Raw genomic sequence first — 15,861 nt, forward strand, 5'->3', positions numbered from 1 at the left:
AATTCACAACGTTATTCACGAATACATAACTAAGAAAGGGCTGTGACTAATCACGAAGATAATAATTTTTGAAAGCAATTCACAACCCGTGCGAACAATACATTTGACGTATTGAAGCTGTGACTAATCACGAAGATAATAATTTTTGAAAGCAATTCACAACTATAAACCTCTTTGCCCTCCTCTGTGTCTCGCTGTGACTAATCACGAAGATAATAATTTTTGAAAGCAATTCACAACATACCGATAAGATATATACATACGGTAAAGGCTGTGACTAATCACGAAGATAATAATTTTTGAAAGCAATTCACAACAAGGTTGGCACCATTACTTTGCGAATGAGTGCTGTGACTAATCACGAAGATAATAATTTTTGAAAGCAATTTACAACGTAACCTGCAAATAACAAAAAACCCGCATCGCTGTGACTAATCACGAAGATAGTGATTTATTCTTTACCAAAATTATACTGTTGTTTTTGATGCTTAATAAATAAAAAAGCCTGATTACAACAAAATGCAATCAGGCTGTATAATAAATTTGAAATTAATTAAGGCAGTACTTCATTATAATAAAGCGGAGTATCATTGTTTTTATCATATCCTATTATAATAACTTTATACTTCTTCGCATCATCATTGTTGTAAAACTGTACTTTTGACGGCTCTTCAGGCAGTGCTTCAAGAAAGGAATTCCAATAAAGAACACTGCGTGTATCCTGTGCAACTCCTTTAAATTTTTCATTTTCATAAGAAGGGGCTTCAAATGGTAATTCTTTATCATATCCGGTTAATGTAATCTGTCTTAACTTCGATGATACAATTTTCTCGGAAGAAGCTCCTCGACGGCTATAAATGGCGATTGCTCCATTACCACCACCACCGAAACCACCTGCAAAAAAACCTTTTATAACTTTTACCATGGCGATGTCTGAAGTAGATATATTGTCTACCTGACTGGGATCAACAAGCATTTCGTCAAGATAGATACCCACTTGTGCTCCTCTTAGGGATGCGGTGTAGCTTCCGCGCTGCATTTGAATCGTTAAGCCAGCAACTCTTCCCTGCAGCCACTTCAGAATATTGTTTGAAGTCATCATGGAGGTTTCATTTACAAAATCAAAAACCTGTTCATTAACACTTTTGAATTGGGGACTGCTTAATTCATCATTTAATTTTTTAGTCTTATTCTTGACTTCTCCCTTCAGTTTTATTTCTTCAATATTGGTTACACTTTCACTAATGACTTTTTGGGCATTGAGTGCTGTAAGCGATCGGCTGACTTCATCAGAAGGTTTATCATCTGCAGGACGTTGAACCAATTTATAAGAGGTTGATGGCAGATTCTTTTTATAAGGGATAAAATTGAACGTAGGCTGGAAGTAAACAGAATAATTATTATTAATATCCTTTGGCTCAGAATTTAATTGATAAAAGAATTTCATTGAGTCTTCAAAAACCAGATTGTTCAAGGTCAGAAAACCATTGTTATCAGATTTGATCTGAGACATTCTGGATCCGGGTTCCGAACCGAAAATTAAATTTATTTCAGTATTAGGAGCCGGTTTTCCCTGAATATTTACTTTTCCTTTGTAAGAAAGATAACTTTCCGGTTGATATTTGATCATCGGGTAGTTTCCTGTCATGATGGGTTTCCATTCGAAGCGCTTCCATTTTTCTGAAATCAGCAATGCATCCAGTGCATCCGTATTGCGGGTTTTCGTAAAATATTGGGCAGGATTGGTGATGGATGATGTAATATCTCCGGTTAGCCATAAAGAGCTTAATAAACTCTGATCCTCTTCGGTACTCTTTGTATTGGCATCAAGCACCAAAACAGTATAATTGGAAAAATTGGTATCTTTGGGGATATCAAATGAGTCTTTTCCACGAGGTGTATCTCTTAATGAAAGAGATTGCAGTATTGGTTGTTTGAACTGCAATACCTGAGGCTGAACAAAAGAAAGTCTGTTGGAGACAACATTCTCCTTATCATCAAAAATAGTAAGCTGCAAAATTCCACTGACAAGTTGGTTATTGGAAATTGAATATTGAGTCTCGTTATTGATTTTGCTGATCTTCGCTTTGTAAACAAGTTGATTATTAATTGTTCCAAGAACAGTATAATACTGAGATTCCTGAGCCGAATTTTTGGACTTTAAAGTATACTTTACATGGTCTTTATCACTTATCACCTGTAGATTTATCCCTGATGAAGACACTTCAGGCAGCATGATGTTTTGTTTTTGTCCGTTTTTATCCTGAACAATCAATTGGTATTTCTTTCCGCTTTTTGGAGTGATGCTAAATAGTCCAATATTTTGGTCAAATCCTTTAAATGTTATGATTTTTGTATCAGGATTATCAGAATCTACGACATATCCTTCCCAGTCAGAAGGTGCTGTTCCGTTGGATTGTAGTCGTACCGCTACTTTTGTAGTGATTCCGTCTATAAAACTTCCGCTTTCCGGATATACTGATGCTACCCATGGAGTAGGATTGGCTATTAATTTCTCCGGAGACGAAGGATTATAAACAGCAATAGGTTTTATAAGTTGAAAATCTTCATTGAAATTAGCCATCCAGCCAGTATAAGCCCTGATATAATAAACGTCTTCTTTCAAAGAAGTGGGAAGAGCAATGTTTCCGCTTCCTTCTCCATTAATTAATGGGACTAATTTTTTGCTGATCTGATTTTTGTTGCTATCATACAACTCTACAAATAAGGTAGTAGAAATAGTAGATGTAGTGTAACCATCAAATACAAAAGACTTGAACCACAGATTTTCCCCCGCGACATAATTACTTTTGTCCAGTAATATATGTATCTTTTCCTGAGGATATTTCTGTTCAAATGTTTTAAGAGCTTCTTCAGCCTTTGTTTGCGCATTAAGACAATAGATCGTACTTACTGCTAATAGTGTTATTAGTTTTTTTGTCATATTCCATTAAAATTTGCGTTTTTCTTACGAAGCGCCAAAAATACATTTTTATTGTGATGTGCAATAATGAAAATATAAAATAATGAAGATGATATAAAGATTTGAGTTTAGACAAATCGTTGAAGTAAGTTTATGGTTTCCTATATTAAATAAATTAAAACCCCATCATCGGTCTTTATGAATGTAATCTTAAGTGATTTAAAATTAATTTTTAAATTTCTATTTACTGTGGTTTTGTATTTAAATATTTACTTATTTATGTTCTCATAATATCAAAACTAATAACATGAGAACAATATTTACATTATTGATTTGCTGCTTTTTTTTAGCATCCTGCTATCAAAAAGAGCCTGAAGAACCTAAAACATGCAAATGTAAGGTACAGGAGTATGAACGGGTTGTTTTATTTAAAAATGAACATGATGGCAGTTATACAGATTATTCTGACACAGGGTGGATTGCCAAAGGAGATCTCCAGGAAGACAATGCTGCAGATTGCTTTAGAAATGAAACGGTAAAGAACCAGGAATTCTCCAGCAGTTATGACTCGCAGTATAGAAGAGAGGTGTCTCGTAAATGGGTTTACAACTGCAAATAATATAGAATTTTGTATTTCTTGATGTATGATAAGGTGCTTCCAAATAGGTTTTTCTATTTTTGTACCCGAAAACAACAAAATTCAAACAAACTTTTTAAACAGTTCAATATGAAAAAAATTAGCGTAATTGCATTAGTAGGAGTAGGATTGCTTTTAGCATCATGTGATAAACAAAAATCTGCAGATTCAGCAGCTACAGCTCAGGAGCAAACAGTAGCTGAGAGCAAAGGTGAAGTATTAGCAGTAGATGCAGCAGCTTCAGTAGTAAATTGGAAAGCATTTCACAAAGGAGGTATGGCACCTCGTTGGGGAACACTTACTGTAAAATCAGGAGATATCAGTGTTGAAGGAGGTCAGGTTTCTGCTGGAAACTTTGTGATTGATATGAACTCTATCAAAGTAGATCCGGCTTCAGTAACAGAAAAAGATAAAAAACCTGCAGATCTTGAAGCTCACTTGAAAAATCCTGATTTCTTTGATGTAGCGAAAAACCCTACTTCAGATTTCAAAATCACAAGTGTTTCAGATTTGAAAGAAGCACCAAAAGATGCAGTAGCAGGAGCTAATAAAACAGTAAGCGGAAATCTTACATTATCAGGAAAAACAATGAATGTTACTTTCCCTGCTAAAGTAGATGTAACAGAAAACTCAGCAGCTGTTCAGGCTAAATTTACAGTAAACAGAGCAGACTGGGGAATCAAATTCGGTACTTCTGAAGCAGACCCTGCAGAATGGATGATCAGCAAAGATATCGAGATTGCTATCGATGTAAAAGCTAAAAAATAAGTTATTCAAATGGTAATAACGACTGAGCTGTCTTGATAAAGGCAGCTCTTTTTATTTTCGGGTTTTCTTTATTTAATACGATAAAAGAAATCAATTCCAAATCCCCGAATTCTGAATTCTTACACAATATTCACTTCCAAGGTACAAAGGATTGCCGTGCTTTTCAGACCAGAATCCATCCAGCACATCTTTACTCAAACAACGGTATACTGCAACTCCTTTATAGGTGTTATGATCTTCCCCTTCATAGTTAAAGTTGATCACCAAAATATGATCTTTATAAAAACCTGTGCCATGTTGCAGATGATCACCAATAAGCCATTGGGCAATAATTCGGTTGTTTTCATCAATGGACAAGGTTAATATGCCTTGATAAGAAGCTTGTGAAGACTCTTCCTGATTGCTTCCTTCGATAGAATAACTTCCTGCCAGATCCTGTACTGTCATTGATTTGTTTTTATGAATGACAAATGTAAAAAAATCTTGTTTGGATAACACTACAAATATTTTCCGTGCTCTGGATTAAAATTTTGAAATTTTCCCATATATAAATTAAACTTTATTTTTGCTGCAAAATAATTTCAGAATGCTTCCTTTCCTTTTCATAACTAACCTATTTACGTTTGGAGTGTTTGGCTTTGATAAATGGCAAGCCAAAAAACAACAATGGAGAATTTCCGAGAATACTCTTTTGGGGCTTTCTCTTATAGGGGTCGTAGGAGCAGTCTCCGGAATGATTATCTTCCATCATAAAGTTTCCAAAAAATCATTTCTAGTAAAATTTTTTATTGTGGTTTTAATTAATCTGGTCCTTTTTTACCGATTGATAAGGCATTGATATAAAAAATGTTACAATGTTTTTGTTAAATGTTAAATATGATAATAAAATAGTTCTTGTTGTGATTTTTTTATATTTTTATCATGCTAATAACAAATAGACAAAACAACATGAAAAATCTTAAAAAAATTTCCAGAATTGAAATGAAATCAGTTCATGGAGGAATTATTAAAGGAATGGTAAGATGTAAAGATGCCGATACATGTGCCGTAAGATGGGGGTGGGGAACTGGATTCTCCAGTAACTGTGGTGAGTTTGACATTATATGTGGAGAACCACCTGCAGTAGATCCATGTGAAGTACAAATCTGTATTTAGATAGAATGAAGGGTGTTTTTTAACACTCTTTTTTTATAATCTTGTAAATAAGTTATTTAAACAAAATATTAAATATTTCGATAAGTAAATATTTTTTCATTAAAAATCACTACTTTTGCACCCGTAAAAATCTTTTATGCAAAACATTAGAAATATTGCGATTATCGCACACGTTGACCACGGAAAGACGACTTTGGTTGACAAGATCATTCACGCTACCAATATTTTCAGAGAAAATCAGGAAAGTGGGGAGTTAATTATGGATAACAACGATCTTGAAAGAGAAAGAGGGATCACAATCTTATCCAAGAATATTTCTGTTACTTATAAAGACACAAAAATTAACGTAATTGATACTCCTGGTCACGCCGATTTTGGTGGAGAAGTAGAGAGAGTATTGAAAATGGCTGATGGGGTTATTTTGTTAGTGGATGCGTTCGAAGGACCAATGCCACAAACAAGATTCGTACTACAGAAAGCATTGGAATTAGGATTGAGACCATTAGTGGTGATCAATAAAGTAGATAAGCCAAACTGTCGTCCTGACGAAGTTCATGATAAAGTATTTGACTTGTTCTTCAACCTTGAAGCTACAGAAGAGCAATTGGATTTCCCTACATTCTATGGATCTTCAAAACAAGGATGGTTCAACACTTCATTAGAGCAAACTGAAGATATTATGCCATTATTAGATGGTATCTTACAGTATGTTCCTGAACCTAAAATAACTGAAGGAAATCTTCAGATGCAGATTACTTCATTAGATTTCTCTTCTTTCTTAGGAAGAATTGCAATCGGAAAAGTAACAAGAGGAGAGCTTAAAGAATCTCAGTGGATCGGTCTTGCTCAGGCAGATGGAAAAGTTGTAAAAGGAAAAGTAAAAGAATTATACGTTTTCGAAGGTTTAGGAAAGAAAAAAGTAACTGAAGTACAAGCGGGAGATATCTGTGCTGTAGTAGGTTTTGATGCTTTCCAGATCGGAGATTCTTTCGTAGATCTTGAAAATCCTGAACCATTGCAAAGAACTGCAATTGATGAGCCTACGTTGAACATGACGTTCTCAATTAACAATTCACCTTTCTTCGGTAAAGACGGTAAATATGTTACTTCAAATCACCTGAAAGAAAGACTATACAAAGAATTAGAGAAAAACTTAGCATTAAGAGTTCAACAAACTGATGATGCAAACACTTTCTTAGTTTTTGGTAGAGGTATTCTTCACTTGTCAGTTTTAATTGAAACAATGAGAAGAGAAGGGTATGAAATGACAATTGGTCAGCCACAGGTTATCTTGAGAGAAATCGACGGAGAAAAATGTGAGCCTTATGAATCTTTAGTTGTTGACGTTCCTGAAGAATTTGCTTCAAGAGTAATCGACTTAGCAACTCAGAGAAAAGGTGACCTTCACATTATGGAAACTAAAGGTGAAATGCAACACATGGAATTCGAAATTCCTTCAAGAGGTTTGATCGGATTGCGTTCTCAAATGTTGACAGCTACTGCAGGTGAAGCTATTATGGCACACCGTTTCACAGAATACAAGCCTTTCAAAGGTGCTATTCCTGGAAGAAGTAATGGTGTATTGATCAGCAAAACTCAAGGTCCAGCTACAGAATATTCTATCGCTAAATTACAGGATAGAGGTAAGTTCTATGTTGATCCGGGTGAGGAGATCTATGCAGGTATGGTTATCGGTGAGCAAAATAAGCCGGGTGACTTGGTTGTAAACATCGTTGAAGCAAAACAGTTGAATAACATGAGAGCTTCTGGAAAAGATAAAGATACAGGTGTTGCACCAAAAATCTTATTCTCTCTTGAAGAATGTATGGAATATATCCAGGCTGATGAAGCAATCGAGGTTACTCCAAACTTTATCAGAATGAGAAAGAAATTACTTTCTGAAGAAGAAAGAAAAAGAGTAGAAAGATCTGGAAAAGCATAATAAAAATCTTATACATAAAATCAAAGCCTCGATTTTCGAGGCTTTTTCTATTTAAACCCATTAAAATGCTTATTTTGGCATAATAATCTCTGAGAAATAAAAAATAAATTTTAAAGTAGTTTTGTGACTATGAGAATGAATAAATTAAAACTTATCGTTTTATTGGGCTTTTTTGCATCGTACACTAGTTCATGTTCTGTTCAGAACAATGTTGTAAAAACACCCTCCACGAAGAATCCGACAAAACCTGCCAACAATACAACCCCGCCCAAAGTAAATCCTGTAGCTGTAAAACCTACAACAGGAACTCCAGCTTCATCGGATGATAATTTCAGAACCAATCTTCCGGAAATCAAAAGAGAATTCCGTGGAGCCTGGATCGCGAGTGTCGCCAATATCAATTGGCCTTCAAGAAATGATCTTACGGTGGATCAACAGAAAGCAGAAGCAATCAGTATGCTTGATATGTTGAAAGACAATAATTTTAATGCTGCTATTTTTCAGATCAGACCTTCGGCAGACGCGCTCTATACAAGTAATATCGAGCCGTGGTCTTATTTTCTGACAGGAGAAACAGGAACGGCACCTTCTCCGAACTATGATCCGCTTCAGTTCTGGATAGAAGAAGCTCACAAAAGAGGATTGGAGCTGCATGTCTGGTTAAACCCTTATCGCGCCCATCACACCAATGGAGGATCTGTAAATAGACTTTCAATGGCCAATAAACTGTCCGATATTGTCGTAAGATTAAAGAACGGAATGTACTGGTTTGATCCGGCCAATCCGAAAACTCAAGGTCATGTTTCCAATGTAGTAAAAGATATTGTAAAAAGATACGATATTGATGCCATTCACTTTGATGATTATTTCTATCCATACGCAACCTACAACAAAGGAGCAGATTTCCCTGATAATGCAACCTGGAATGCTTACGTAAGCAGTGGTGGTAACTTATCCAGAGCAGACTGGAGAAGAGATAATGTGAATAAATTTGTAGAAAGAATCTATAAAGAAATTCATGCAGAAAAAAATAATGTAAGATTTGGGATCAGCCCGTTCGGAATATGGAAGCCAGGATATCCTTCGGGAGTTGTGGGATCTTCACAATATGACGAGTTGTATGCAGATGCCAAATTATGGTTAAATAAAGGCTGGGTAGATTACTTTTCACCACAACTTTACTGGCCTATTGATTCTAAAGGACAGAGTTTTGAAGCACTTTTAAACTGGTGGAAGTCTGAAAATACAATGAACCGACACCTATGGCCGGGATTGAATACCGTTGAGATCAGAGTATCAGATCGTCCGACAGAGATCAAAAATCAGATTGAGATTTCCCGAAATATTCTGAAAAATGATGCTGGAGAAATTCATTGGAGTATTGCTGGGCTTACCAAAAATCCCAACATGCTTCCTACCTTGAAAAATGGACCATATAATGAAAAAGCAGTAGTGCCAAAATCCCCATGGATAAAAACTGCTCCATTGCAAACTCCAACATTATTTGTTGCAGATAACGGAAGCTTTGCACAAACAAGCTGGAGCACAAAGAATGCTGCTGATGTTTTTCTGTGGGCCATTTTCACGCAATACAACGGAGTATGGCAAACAGAAATTGTAACGCTGGATACCCTTTCAAAAGACATTCCTAAATTTAAAGAAGGCAAAAAACTGAACGCAGTTGCCATTAAAGCCATCGATAGATTAGGAAATGAAAGTGATTATACAGCGAAAAAGATTAAATAGTGCTTATGATAAAATAAGCAAAAAAGAGAATTTGTGACCCTACAAAATCCATAATCAATACTTGCCATTGCGAACCATTAGGTGAAGCAATTTCAATCATAACAATAAAACCCAGTCCTGAAAAGAACTGGGTTTTTATTTTAGAATAACTATAAATTATCAATTTAAAATATTGAAAATCAGTATGATTTTTAAGCGTTATGTCTATTTTTATTTAAAATAATAACCGTATCGGAACCATTTTTGCATCATTACTCACATAATCACCAAAATATAAATTTATGAATACTAAAAGACTTTCCACAAAAATGGAAAAAGCACTTAGTGACCAGATGAATAAGGAAATTCATGCATCACACATTTTTTTATCTTACGGAATTTGGGCCGATGATAAAGGCTATCAGGGAATTGCCAATTTTCTTTACCGTCATTCTCAGGAAGAAAGAAACCATTCGATCAAATTCATGGAATATATTTTAAACCGGGGCGGAAAGCCAAAAGTAAATGCAATTCCAGCTCCTCCGGCTGACCCTAAAACTCTTACAGCATGCTTCGATGGCGTTTTTAAACATGAAGTTGATAATACAACATCCATCTATAAAATTGTAGATCTTTCTATGGAAGAAAAAGACTGGGCAACCTGGAATTTTATGCAGTGGTTTGTACAGGAACAGATTGAAGAAGAAACATTAGCACAGAATTTAATTGATAAATTGAAAATTGCAGGCGGTGACAGAGCTACAGACGAATCTTTATTTACTTTAGATAAAACTTTACAGGAAGCACCTAATGATGTTCCGTTGGCTCAGAATGCTACGGGAAATAATCCATAAAACATCCGGTGAAACCAAACCTTTTGAAAATCTGTCAGAATACTGACAGATTTTTTTATTATGAAACTCCCTCAAAAATCACTATCTTTGCACACTCGTAATTCAAGGTTCGGAGTTCAATGTTTAACGTTGCAGATACCTTGGGTTGCTTCTAAACCTTAAACTTTGAATTTTACAATATGAAATGTGGAATCGTAGGCTTACCGAATGTAGGTAAATCAACTCTTTTTAACTGTCTGAGCAACGCAAAAGCTCAATCAGCAAACTATCCTTTCTGTACCATTGAACCGAACCTTGGGACGGTTTCTGTGCCAGACCAAAGATTGTTTGAACTGGAGAAAATCGTAAAACCTGAGAAAGTTTTACCCGCTGTAGTTGAGATTGTTGATATTGCTGGTCTTGTAAAAGGAGCCAGTAAAGGAGAAGGATTGGGAAACCAGTTCTTAGCTAATATTCGTGAGTGTGAAGCGATCATTCATGTTTTAAGATGTTTTGATAACGGAAATATTATTCACGTTGAAGGTTCAGTAGACCCTTTAAGAGATAAAGAAATTATTGATATTGAGCTTCAATTGAAAGACCTTGAAACAGTAGGAAAAGCAGTTGAAAAAGCTAAGAAATTTATTAAGTCAGGGAAGAAAGAAGACCTTCTTACTTACGAAATACTTCAGAATCTACAGAAATTCCTTGAAGATGGTAAGAATGCAAGAGAATTTGCTACTGATGATTTCGCAAAATCAATTATCGCAGAGGTTCAGTTACTAACCAACAAACCGGTACTTTACGTTTGTAATGTAGATGAAAATTCTATCAAGAACGGAAATGATTGGATTGGTAAGATTGAAGAAATGGCAAAAAGCGAAAATGCTGAAGTAGTCGTATTGGCTGCACAGATCGAAGCTGACATCAATGAGCTTGAAACATTTGAGGAAAGAGAAATTTTCCTTGAAGAATTAGGTCTTACAGAGCCAGGAGTAAACCGTTTGATCAGAAAAGCGTATGATCTTTTAAAACTTCAGACTTATTTTACTGCTGGAGTGAAAGAAGTAAGAGCTTGGACTATCGGACAAGGATGGACAGCTCCACAGGCTGCAGGAGTAATCCACACAGACTTCGAAAAAGGATTTATCCGTGCAGAAGTAATCAAGTATAATGATTATATCAATTTCGGTTCTGAAGTAAAAGTAAAAGAAGCCGGAAAACTTTCTGTAGAAGGTAAAGAATATATTGTACAGGATGGAGACATCATGCACTTTAGATTCAATGTATAAGAAAATATTAAAGTTCGTTTATAATAAAAAACGTTTCCATGAATTTGGGAGCGTTTTTTGCTTTTAAATACTAAACTTTAACGATGAAAATCTTTTATTTCACAATCCTTATTTTATCTTTTTCCTGTTCAAAATCTAATGAAGATAATTGTTTTGTTGACAAGATCAATGACACGGATGACGTTATTGTCTTCGAAATAAAAAAACCTTACACCGTTAGACAAATTCTTGCTGAAAAGCCAGCTTATCTTGATATTATAAACCTTAAGAAATATAGAAAATTTAAAAAAGACCGTGTGGAATCTCATTCTTATATTCAGGGTTTTGAAGAAAACATAACAAAAAATGAAGATAGTTTCAAAATATTAAATGAGAAATTTTTTGATCAATTCTATTTTTTAGCAAAACAGAAGATCGGAAATACTCTGTATGGCTTAGGCAAAAATAATCTAGGTTTCTGGCTGCTTAAAATCGAAAATAGCATCCCTAAAGCTTATTTTCTGGGACTTAGCACCAATCATTATTATTTTAATCGGACTCAGGAAAACCCAATAATTCAGGGAGATTATCTTCAGGTTGAAGGAGGTCTGGTGAAAACGGTAGAGGTGGGCGGACGTCCCGGTTATACTGATTATTCGGCAATGGAAGACGGTAAGTTGTTTAAAATCAAGTTAAAGGATCTGATTGAGGACACTGATAATGATGGTTATAATGATGTTTTTGAAAAAAGTTTTGGTCTAAATCCTGATAATAAAGATTCAGATGGCGATGGAATTGACGATTTTGAAGACATGAATCCAATGTTTAAATCTGAAAAGAATAAATTCACTGAGCTTTATGAATTGTTGCTGCCATATTACGGAAATGCAAATCTGAAAAATAGGCATTATACATTCCAGGTTTACAAAATAATTGTGATTATTTTCACCAGATCAATCCAGAGATCAGAGTTTTATTTATGCCTGAAGAAAAGAATAATCAAACCTACTATACCAAAGTTACAGATCTTGTGGATCAAGAAATTTCCAAAATACAGAAAAATAAAAATAATCCGAACAGTTTCTATATATATAAAGTTGGAAACAGCTTTAAAAATGATTATGTTGCAGATTATGAAAAAGGAAAATGGGTACTCAAAGTTGTAGGAGGATATATTATTTAAATACACTGATTCATCCAAATAAAAATCGCTTCCAATAAAGAAGCGATTTTATTATTAGATAGGCAGTTCTGCGTTATTAAATGATTTTTAGTATTGATTAAATTTCAATACCAGGCTGACATTGTGGCTCTGCACAGGCAAAAGAAATTCTCTTGCATGTAAGGTCAGAAAGCAGACACATTTCTTTTCCACCGGTAATGACTCTTAATTGTTTTTTATTCAATTTTTTTCCGTGGTTTAAGTCTTGATTTTTCATAATGTTTGATTTTAATGATTGATGATTTATTTACAATTCAATGGGTCCAGGATCCTGAGGTCTGCATATTTTCTGAGCACAGCCGACAGAGATGGTGGTACAGTTTCTAATGTCTCCCGGTGGATAAGTCTCACAAGGGAACTCTGTGCATAGGATTGGTTCCATACAGTTCAGCATACCCCCCTGAATTGTCTTTAATTCTTTTTTGTTGAGTCTTTTCCCTTTGTTTAGGTTCAGTGATTTCATAGTATTTTTTTTGTATATAAAATTACTTTGTTATTATTGTGGTCTGCAAATTTTTTGAGCACAACCAACTGAAATCTTAGTACAATTTCTTACATCATCAGGTGGATACGTTTCACAAGGAAATTCAGTACATAGAATTGGATCCATACAATCTAACATACCTCCCTTAATCGTTTTTAATTCTTTTTTGTTTAATTTTTTCCCGATTTGATTGATTTGATTTTTCATTGATTTGATTTTTAATAGGTTAGTTTTAACGAAAGTAATAAAAATAATTGAAGTATATCACTGTATTTGGAAAAAACGTGTAATTATTTAACTAATTAATTATAATATTAACAATTAAGCTTGCATTAAATTAGCAAATCAGTTGAACTTTTCAACACAATAAGAATGGACTTTTCAACACATTGATTCAATGTTTTATTTTGGAAATTTGCCTTACTAATACTTCAGAAAGATGGAAAATAAAGAAACGGTTTTGGTAACAGGAGGTTTAGGTTTTATAGCCTGCTATTGTATGATTGCTCTGCTTAATAATGGATATAAAGTAAGAGCTTCCCTTCGTTCCCTTAATAAGTCGGAATTGGTAAAACAAATGTTGAAAGAAGGAGGAATCAGCTCTTTTGAAAACTTAACTTTTGCGGAAGCCAATTTAGAAAATGAAGCAAGTTGGGAAAAAGCTGTTGAAGGCTGTAAATATGTGATTCATACGGCTTCACCTACTCCTCATACCGATGCAAAAACAGAAGATGATTTTGTGATTCCGGCCAAAAACGGAGTGCTTTTTGTGCTGAGAGCAGCCAAAAAAGCAGGGGTAAAAAGAGTAGTCTTGACTTCAGCCTTTGGTGCCGTGAGTTATGGTACATTGAAAAATACGCCCTACACGGAAGAAGACTGGACGGTGCTCAATGATACAGTAGCGCCTTATCAGCGTTCTAAAACCATTTCAGAAAGAGCTGCCTGGGATTTTATCAAAAATGAAGGCAATGGGATGGAACTGTCTGTAGTGAATCCAACAACTGTGATGGGACCGGTTTTATCAAATGATTATGCGCATTCTATTCAGATTATAAAACAAATGCTCAATGGAGAAATGAAAGGCTGCCCTAAGCTGATTACAGGCTTTGTAGACGTACGGGATGTTGCAGATCTTCATCTTAAAGCATTAAGTATGCCTGAAGCCAATGGTCAGCGCTTTATTGCTGTAGCAGGAGAAGCCCTTTCTATGTTGGAAGTGGCAGCTGTTCTCAGAAAGAATTTAGGAAAGGTTGCAGAAAAGGCTCCTACAAAAGAATTGCCTAATTGGATCATTCAATTGTTTGCTGTTTTTAATCCAAAATTAAAAATGATTGTTCCTCACTTGGGATTGGTAAAAAGAGCCAGTAGTGAAAAAGCAAAAAAAATATTAGGATGGAAGCCAAGAAAAGCGGAAGAAGCTATATTGGCTGCCGCAGAAAGTTTAATTAAATTTAATCAGATTTAAAAATGAAATTCATTAGTAAGGTAATGTGGGCAAGACTAAAAGGAAGAACTGAAAACGCTTTGCTTAAACTTCCTTTTAAAGTAGTATATAATTTCCGTCGCGGATTCATGAGGCCCGTAAAAGGTCAGAAAAATGTTGGTTTTATTTACCGTATTTTTGATACACTTTCACCATTATGGTACTTGGCTTTTCCCAATTGGATCTGCAGGATGAATGAAGTAGGATTAGCTATGATTCACTGTGTTTCCAAAGGATATCCCCAATCTGTCTTGGAAGTGAAAGACATTAAAATATCAGCCCGATGAAAACATTCTTAAAACTGCTTAAAAGAACTCTAATTGCTTTATTGTGTCTCATTCTGATAATGATCTTTATAGGTTGGTTTTATATGAAGAAGCCACAATTTGGAGCGTTACCGGAAGGAGAAAGATTAGAACAGGTCAAAAAAATCACCTCATTATAAAGAAGGGAAATTCAGGAATCTGGAAGAGAAACCAACGATTACTCAAGGATACAGCATGTTAGGTGAAATATGGAGATCGCTGGCCAAAGAATATCCTCATACAGAAACCATTGATGCCATGCCTTCCATAAAAACGGATCTGAAATCAATTCCTGCAAATGAAAATGTAATCGTATGGTTCGGACACTCATCTTTCTTTTTACAGCTGGATGGAGTTAAGATTTTAGTAGATCCTGTTTTCAGTGGTAAAGCATCACCATTGCCATGGGGAGTAACAGCTTACAAAGGAAGCGATATCTATACAACAGATGATATGCCGGAGATCGATTATATGCTGCTTTCACATGATCATTACGACCATCTGGACTATGAAACGGTACAAGCTTTACAACCCAAAGTAAAACATGTGGTTTGTGGACTGGGAGCAGGCGCACATTATGAAAGATGGGGCTATACAAAACAGCAGATTATTGAAAAAGATTGGGGTGATAAAGTACAGGTAAAGCCTGATTTTACCATTTTTACTGAAAGTACTCATCATGACGGAGGGAGAGGCTTTAAAAGTTCACAAGCTTTATGGCTCTCATTTTTTATCCAGTCACCCGCTATGAATGTTTATTATAGTGGAGATGGAGGCTATAGCAGTCGTTTTAAGAAGATTGCTGAAAAATATCCTTCCATCGACTGGGCTATCATGGAATGCGGACAATACAATAAAGCATGGCAGTCGGTGCATGAGCTTCCTGAAGAAGTAGCGTTGGCAGCTACAGAATTGAAAGCAAAAAATATGCTTCCTGTTCACCATTCCAAATTTACACTGGCAAGACATCCATGGAATGAACCTTTAGAGCGTATTTCAGCACTCTCACAGTCAAAATCTTACCGCCTTGCTACTCCTATGATTGGTGAAAAGGTAAAACTGAATGACAGTACACAGCAATTTAAACAATGGTGGAAAAATATAAAATAATGC

At 35.2% G+C, this 15,861-nt stretch carries 18 protein-coding genes and 1 CRISPR repeat array (1 of these 19 only partly in view); of the genes, 13 read left to right on the forward strand and 5 right to left on the reverse strand.

Translation table 11 applies throughout. From position 1 onward, the window contains the following. Positions 1-394: direct repeats of the CRISPR family, unit length 47 nt; unit sequence GCTGTGACTAATCACGAAGATAATAATTTTTGAAAGCAATTCACAAC; it begins 805 nt to the left of the window's first position. A gap of 159 nt (positions 395-553) precedes the next feature. After that, entirely contained in the window at positions 554-2,944 is a 2,391-nt protein-coding gene (locus LF886_RS11245; protein ID WP_236854172.1) for a hypothetical protein, read from the reverse strand. 286 nt (positions 2,945-3,230) lie between these two features. Between LF886_RS11245 and LF886_RS11250 the strand changes: the two genes are divergently transcribed. Both LF886_RS11250 and LF886_RS11255 read left to right on the forward strand, forming a co-directional pair. Next, the gene (locus LF886_RS11250; RefSeq protein WP_236854173.1) at positions 3,231-3,542 is read left to right on the forward strand and encodes a hypothetical protein; all 312 of its coding nucleotides are present in this window, start codon (positions 3,231-3,233) and stop codon (positions 3,540-3,542) included. Between the two features lie 108 nt (positions 3,543-3,650). Next, positions 3,651-4,328: a YceI family protein gene (locus tag LF886_RS11255; RefSeq protein ID WP_109738665.1), complete on the forward strand. Its 678-nt coding sequence runs from the start codon at positions 3,651-3,653 to the stop codon at positions 4,326-4,328. A gap of 90 nt (positions 4,329-4,418) precedes the next feature. Here the strand turns inward: LF886_RS11255 and LF886_RS11260 are convergent, their stop codons facing one another. Then, positions 4,419-4,775 carry a hypothetical protein gene (locus tag LF886_RS11260; RefSeq protein WP_236854174.1) on the reverse strand — a complete coding sequence of 119 codons (357 nt, stop codon included), beginning with the start codon at positions 4,773-4,775 and terminating at the stop codon, positions 4,419-4,421. A 139-nt stretch (positions 4,776-4,914) separates the two neighbouring features. On the opposite strand from LF886_RS11260, the gene LF886_RS11265 reads away from it, so the two are divergent. The 7 genes from LF886_RS11265 to LF886_RS11295 all read left to right on the forward strand — a co-directional run bounded on the left by LF886_RS11265 (position 4,915) and on the right by LF886_RS11295 (position 12,420). Continuing rightward, complete coding sequence (locus LF886_RS11265) at positions 4,915-5,166, forward strand: DUF1294 domain-containing protein (RefSeq protein WP_236854175.1); 252 nt, start codon at positions 4,915-4,917, stop codon at positions 5,164-5,166. Positions 5,167-5,276: 110 nt separating this feature from the next. Beyond that, positions 5,277-5,483 carry a bacteriocin-like protein gene (locus LF886_RS11270; RefSeq protein ID WP_236854176.1) on the forward strand — a complete coding sequence of 69 codons (207 nt, stop codon included), beginning with the start codon at positions 5,277-5,279 and terminating at the stop codon, positions 5,481-5,483. A 136-nt stretch (positions 5,484-5,619) separates the two neighbouring features. Beyond that, on the forward strand, positions 5,620-7,425 hold the full coding sequence (gene typA, locus LF886_RS11275; RefSeq protein WP_236854177.1) for a translational GTPase TypA: 1,806 nt from the start codon (positions 5,620-5,622) through the stop codon (positions 7,423-7,425). A gap of 129 nt (positions 7,426-7,554) precedes the next feature. Further along, complete coding sequence (locus LF886_RS11280; RefSeq protein WP_236854178.1) at positions 7,555-9,171, forward strand: glycoside hydrolase family 10 protein; 1,617 nt, start codon at positions 7,555-7,557, stop codon at positions 9,169-9,171. A 281-nt stretch (positions 9,172-9,452) separates the two neighbouring features. Then, positions 9,453-10,004, forward strand: a complete 552-nt coding sequence (locus LF886_RS11285; protein WP_236854179.1) for a ferritin — start codon at positions 9,453-9,455, stop codon at positions 10,002-10,004. A 179-nt stretch (positions 10,005-10,183) separates the two neighbouring features. Continuing rightward, the gene (ychF, locus tag LF886_RS11290; RefSeq protein ID WP_236854180.1) at positions 10,184-11,275 is read left to right on the forward strand and encodes a redox-regulated ATPase YchF; all 1,092 of its coding nucleotides are present in this window, start codon (positions 10,184-10,186) and stop codon (positions 11,273-11,275) included. Positions 11,276-11,358: 83 nt separating this feature from the next. Further along, positions 11,359-12,420, forward strand: a complete 1,062-nt coding sequence (locus LF886_RS11295) for a thrombospondin type 3 repeat-containing protein (RefSeq protein WP_236854181.1) — start codon at positions 11,359-11,361, stop codon at positions 12,418-12,420. 114 nt (positions 12,421-12,534) lie between these two features. Here LF886_RS11295 and LF886_RS11300 read toward each other — a convergent pair whose 3' ends face one another. Genes LF886_RS11300 through LF886_RS11310 form a run of 3 tightly spaced genes read right to left on the reverse strand, consistent with a single transcriptional unit; the run spans position 12,535 to position 13,167 of the window. After that, the gene (locus LF886_RS11300) at positions 12,535-12,693 is read right to left on the reverse strand and encodes a hypothetical protein (protein ID WP_236854182.1); all 159 of its coding nucleotides are present in this window, start codon (positions 12,691-12,693) and stop codon (positions 12,535-12,537) included. A 30-nt stretch (positions 12,694-12,723) separates the two neighbouring features. Next, positions 12,724-12,939, reverse strand: a complete 216-nt coding sequence (locus tag LF886_RS11305) for a bacteriocin (protein WP_236854183.1) — start codon at positions 12,937-12,939, stop codon at positions 12,724-12,726. A gap of 33 nt (positions 12,940-12,972) precedes the next feature. Further along, positions 12,973-13,167: a bacteriocin gene (locus LF886_RS11310; RefSeq protein ID WP_236854184.1), complete on the reverse strand. Its 195-nt coding sequence runs from the start codon at positions 13,165-13,167 to the stop codon at positions 12,973-12,975. A 232-nt stretch (positions 13,168-13,399) separates the two neighbouring features. On the opposite strand from LF886_RS11310, the gene LF886_RS11315 reads away from it, so the two are divergent. The 4 genes from LF886_RS11315 to LF886_RS11330 are packed head-to-tail and all read left to right on the forward strand — an operon-like array spanning position 13,400 to position 15,858. Further along, the gene (locus LF886_RS11315; RefSeq protein ID WP_236854185.1) at positions 13,400-14,425 is read left to right on the forward strand and encodes an SDR family oxidoreductase; all 1,026 of its coding nucleotides are present in this window, start codon (positions 13,400-13,402) and stop codon (positions 14,423-14,425) included. 2 nt (positions 14,426-14,427) lie between these two features. Continuing rightward, on the forward strand, positions 14,428-14,730 hold the full coding sequence (locus LF886_RS11320) for a hypothetical protein (protein ID WP_236854186.1): 303 nt from the start codon (positions 14,428-14,430) through the stop codon (positions 14,728-14,730). After that, a complete protein-coding gene (locus LF886_RS11325) occupies positions 14,727-14,888 on the forward strand; it encodes a hypothetical protein (RefSeq protein ID WP_236854187.1) in 162 nt (53 codons plus the stop codon). Before LF886_RS11320 ends, LF886_RS11325 begins: the two co-directional genes overlap by 4 nt. Positions 14,889-14,943: 55 nt before the next feature. Further along, positions 14,944-15,858, forward strand: coding sequence for an MBL fold metallo-hydrolase (locus LF886_RS11330; protein ID WP_236854188.1), 915 nt, complete (start codon positions 14,944-14,946; stop codon positions 15,856-15,858). The last annotated feature ends 3 nt before the right edge of the window (positions 15,859-15,861 follow it).

It is taken from the genome of Chryseobacterium sp. MEBOG07, assembly GCF_021869745.1.
GTDB lineage: Bacteria > Bacteroidota > Bacteroidia > Flavobacteriales > Weeksellaceae > Chryseobacterium > Chryseobacterium viscerum.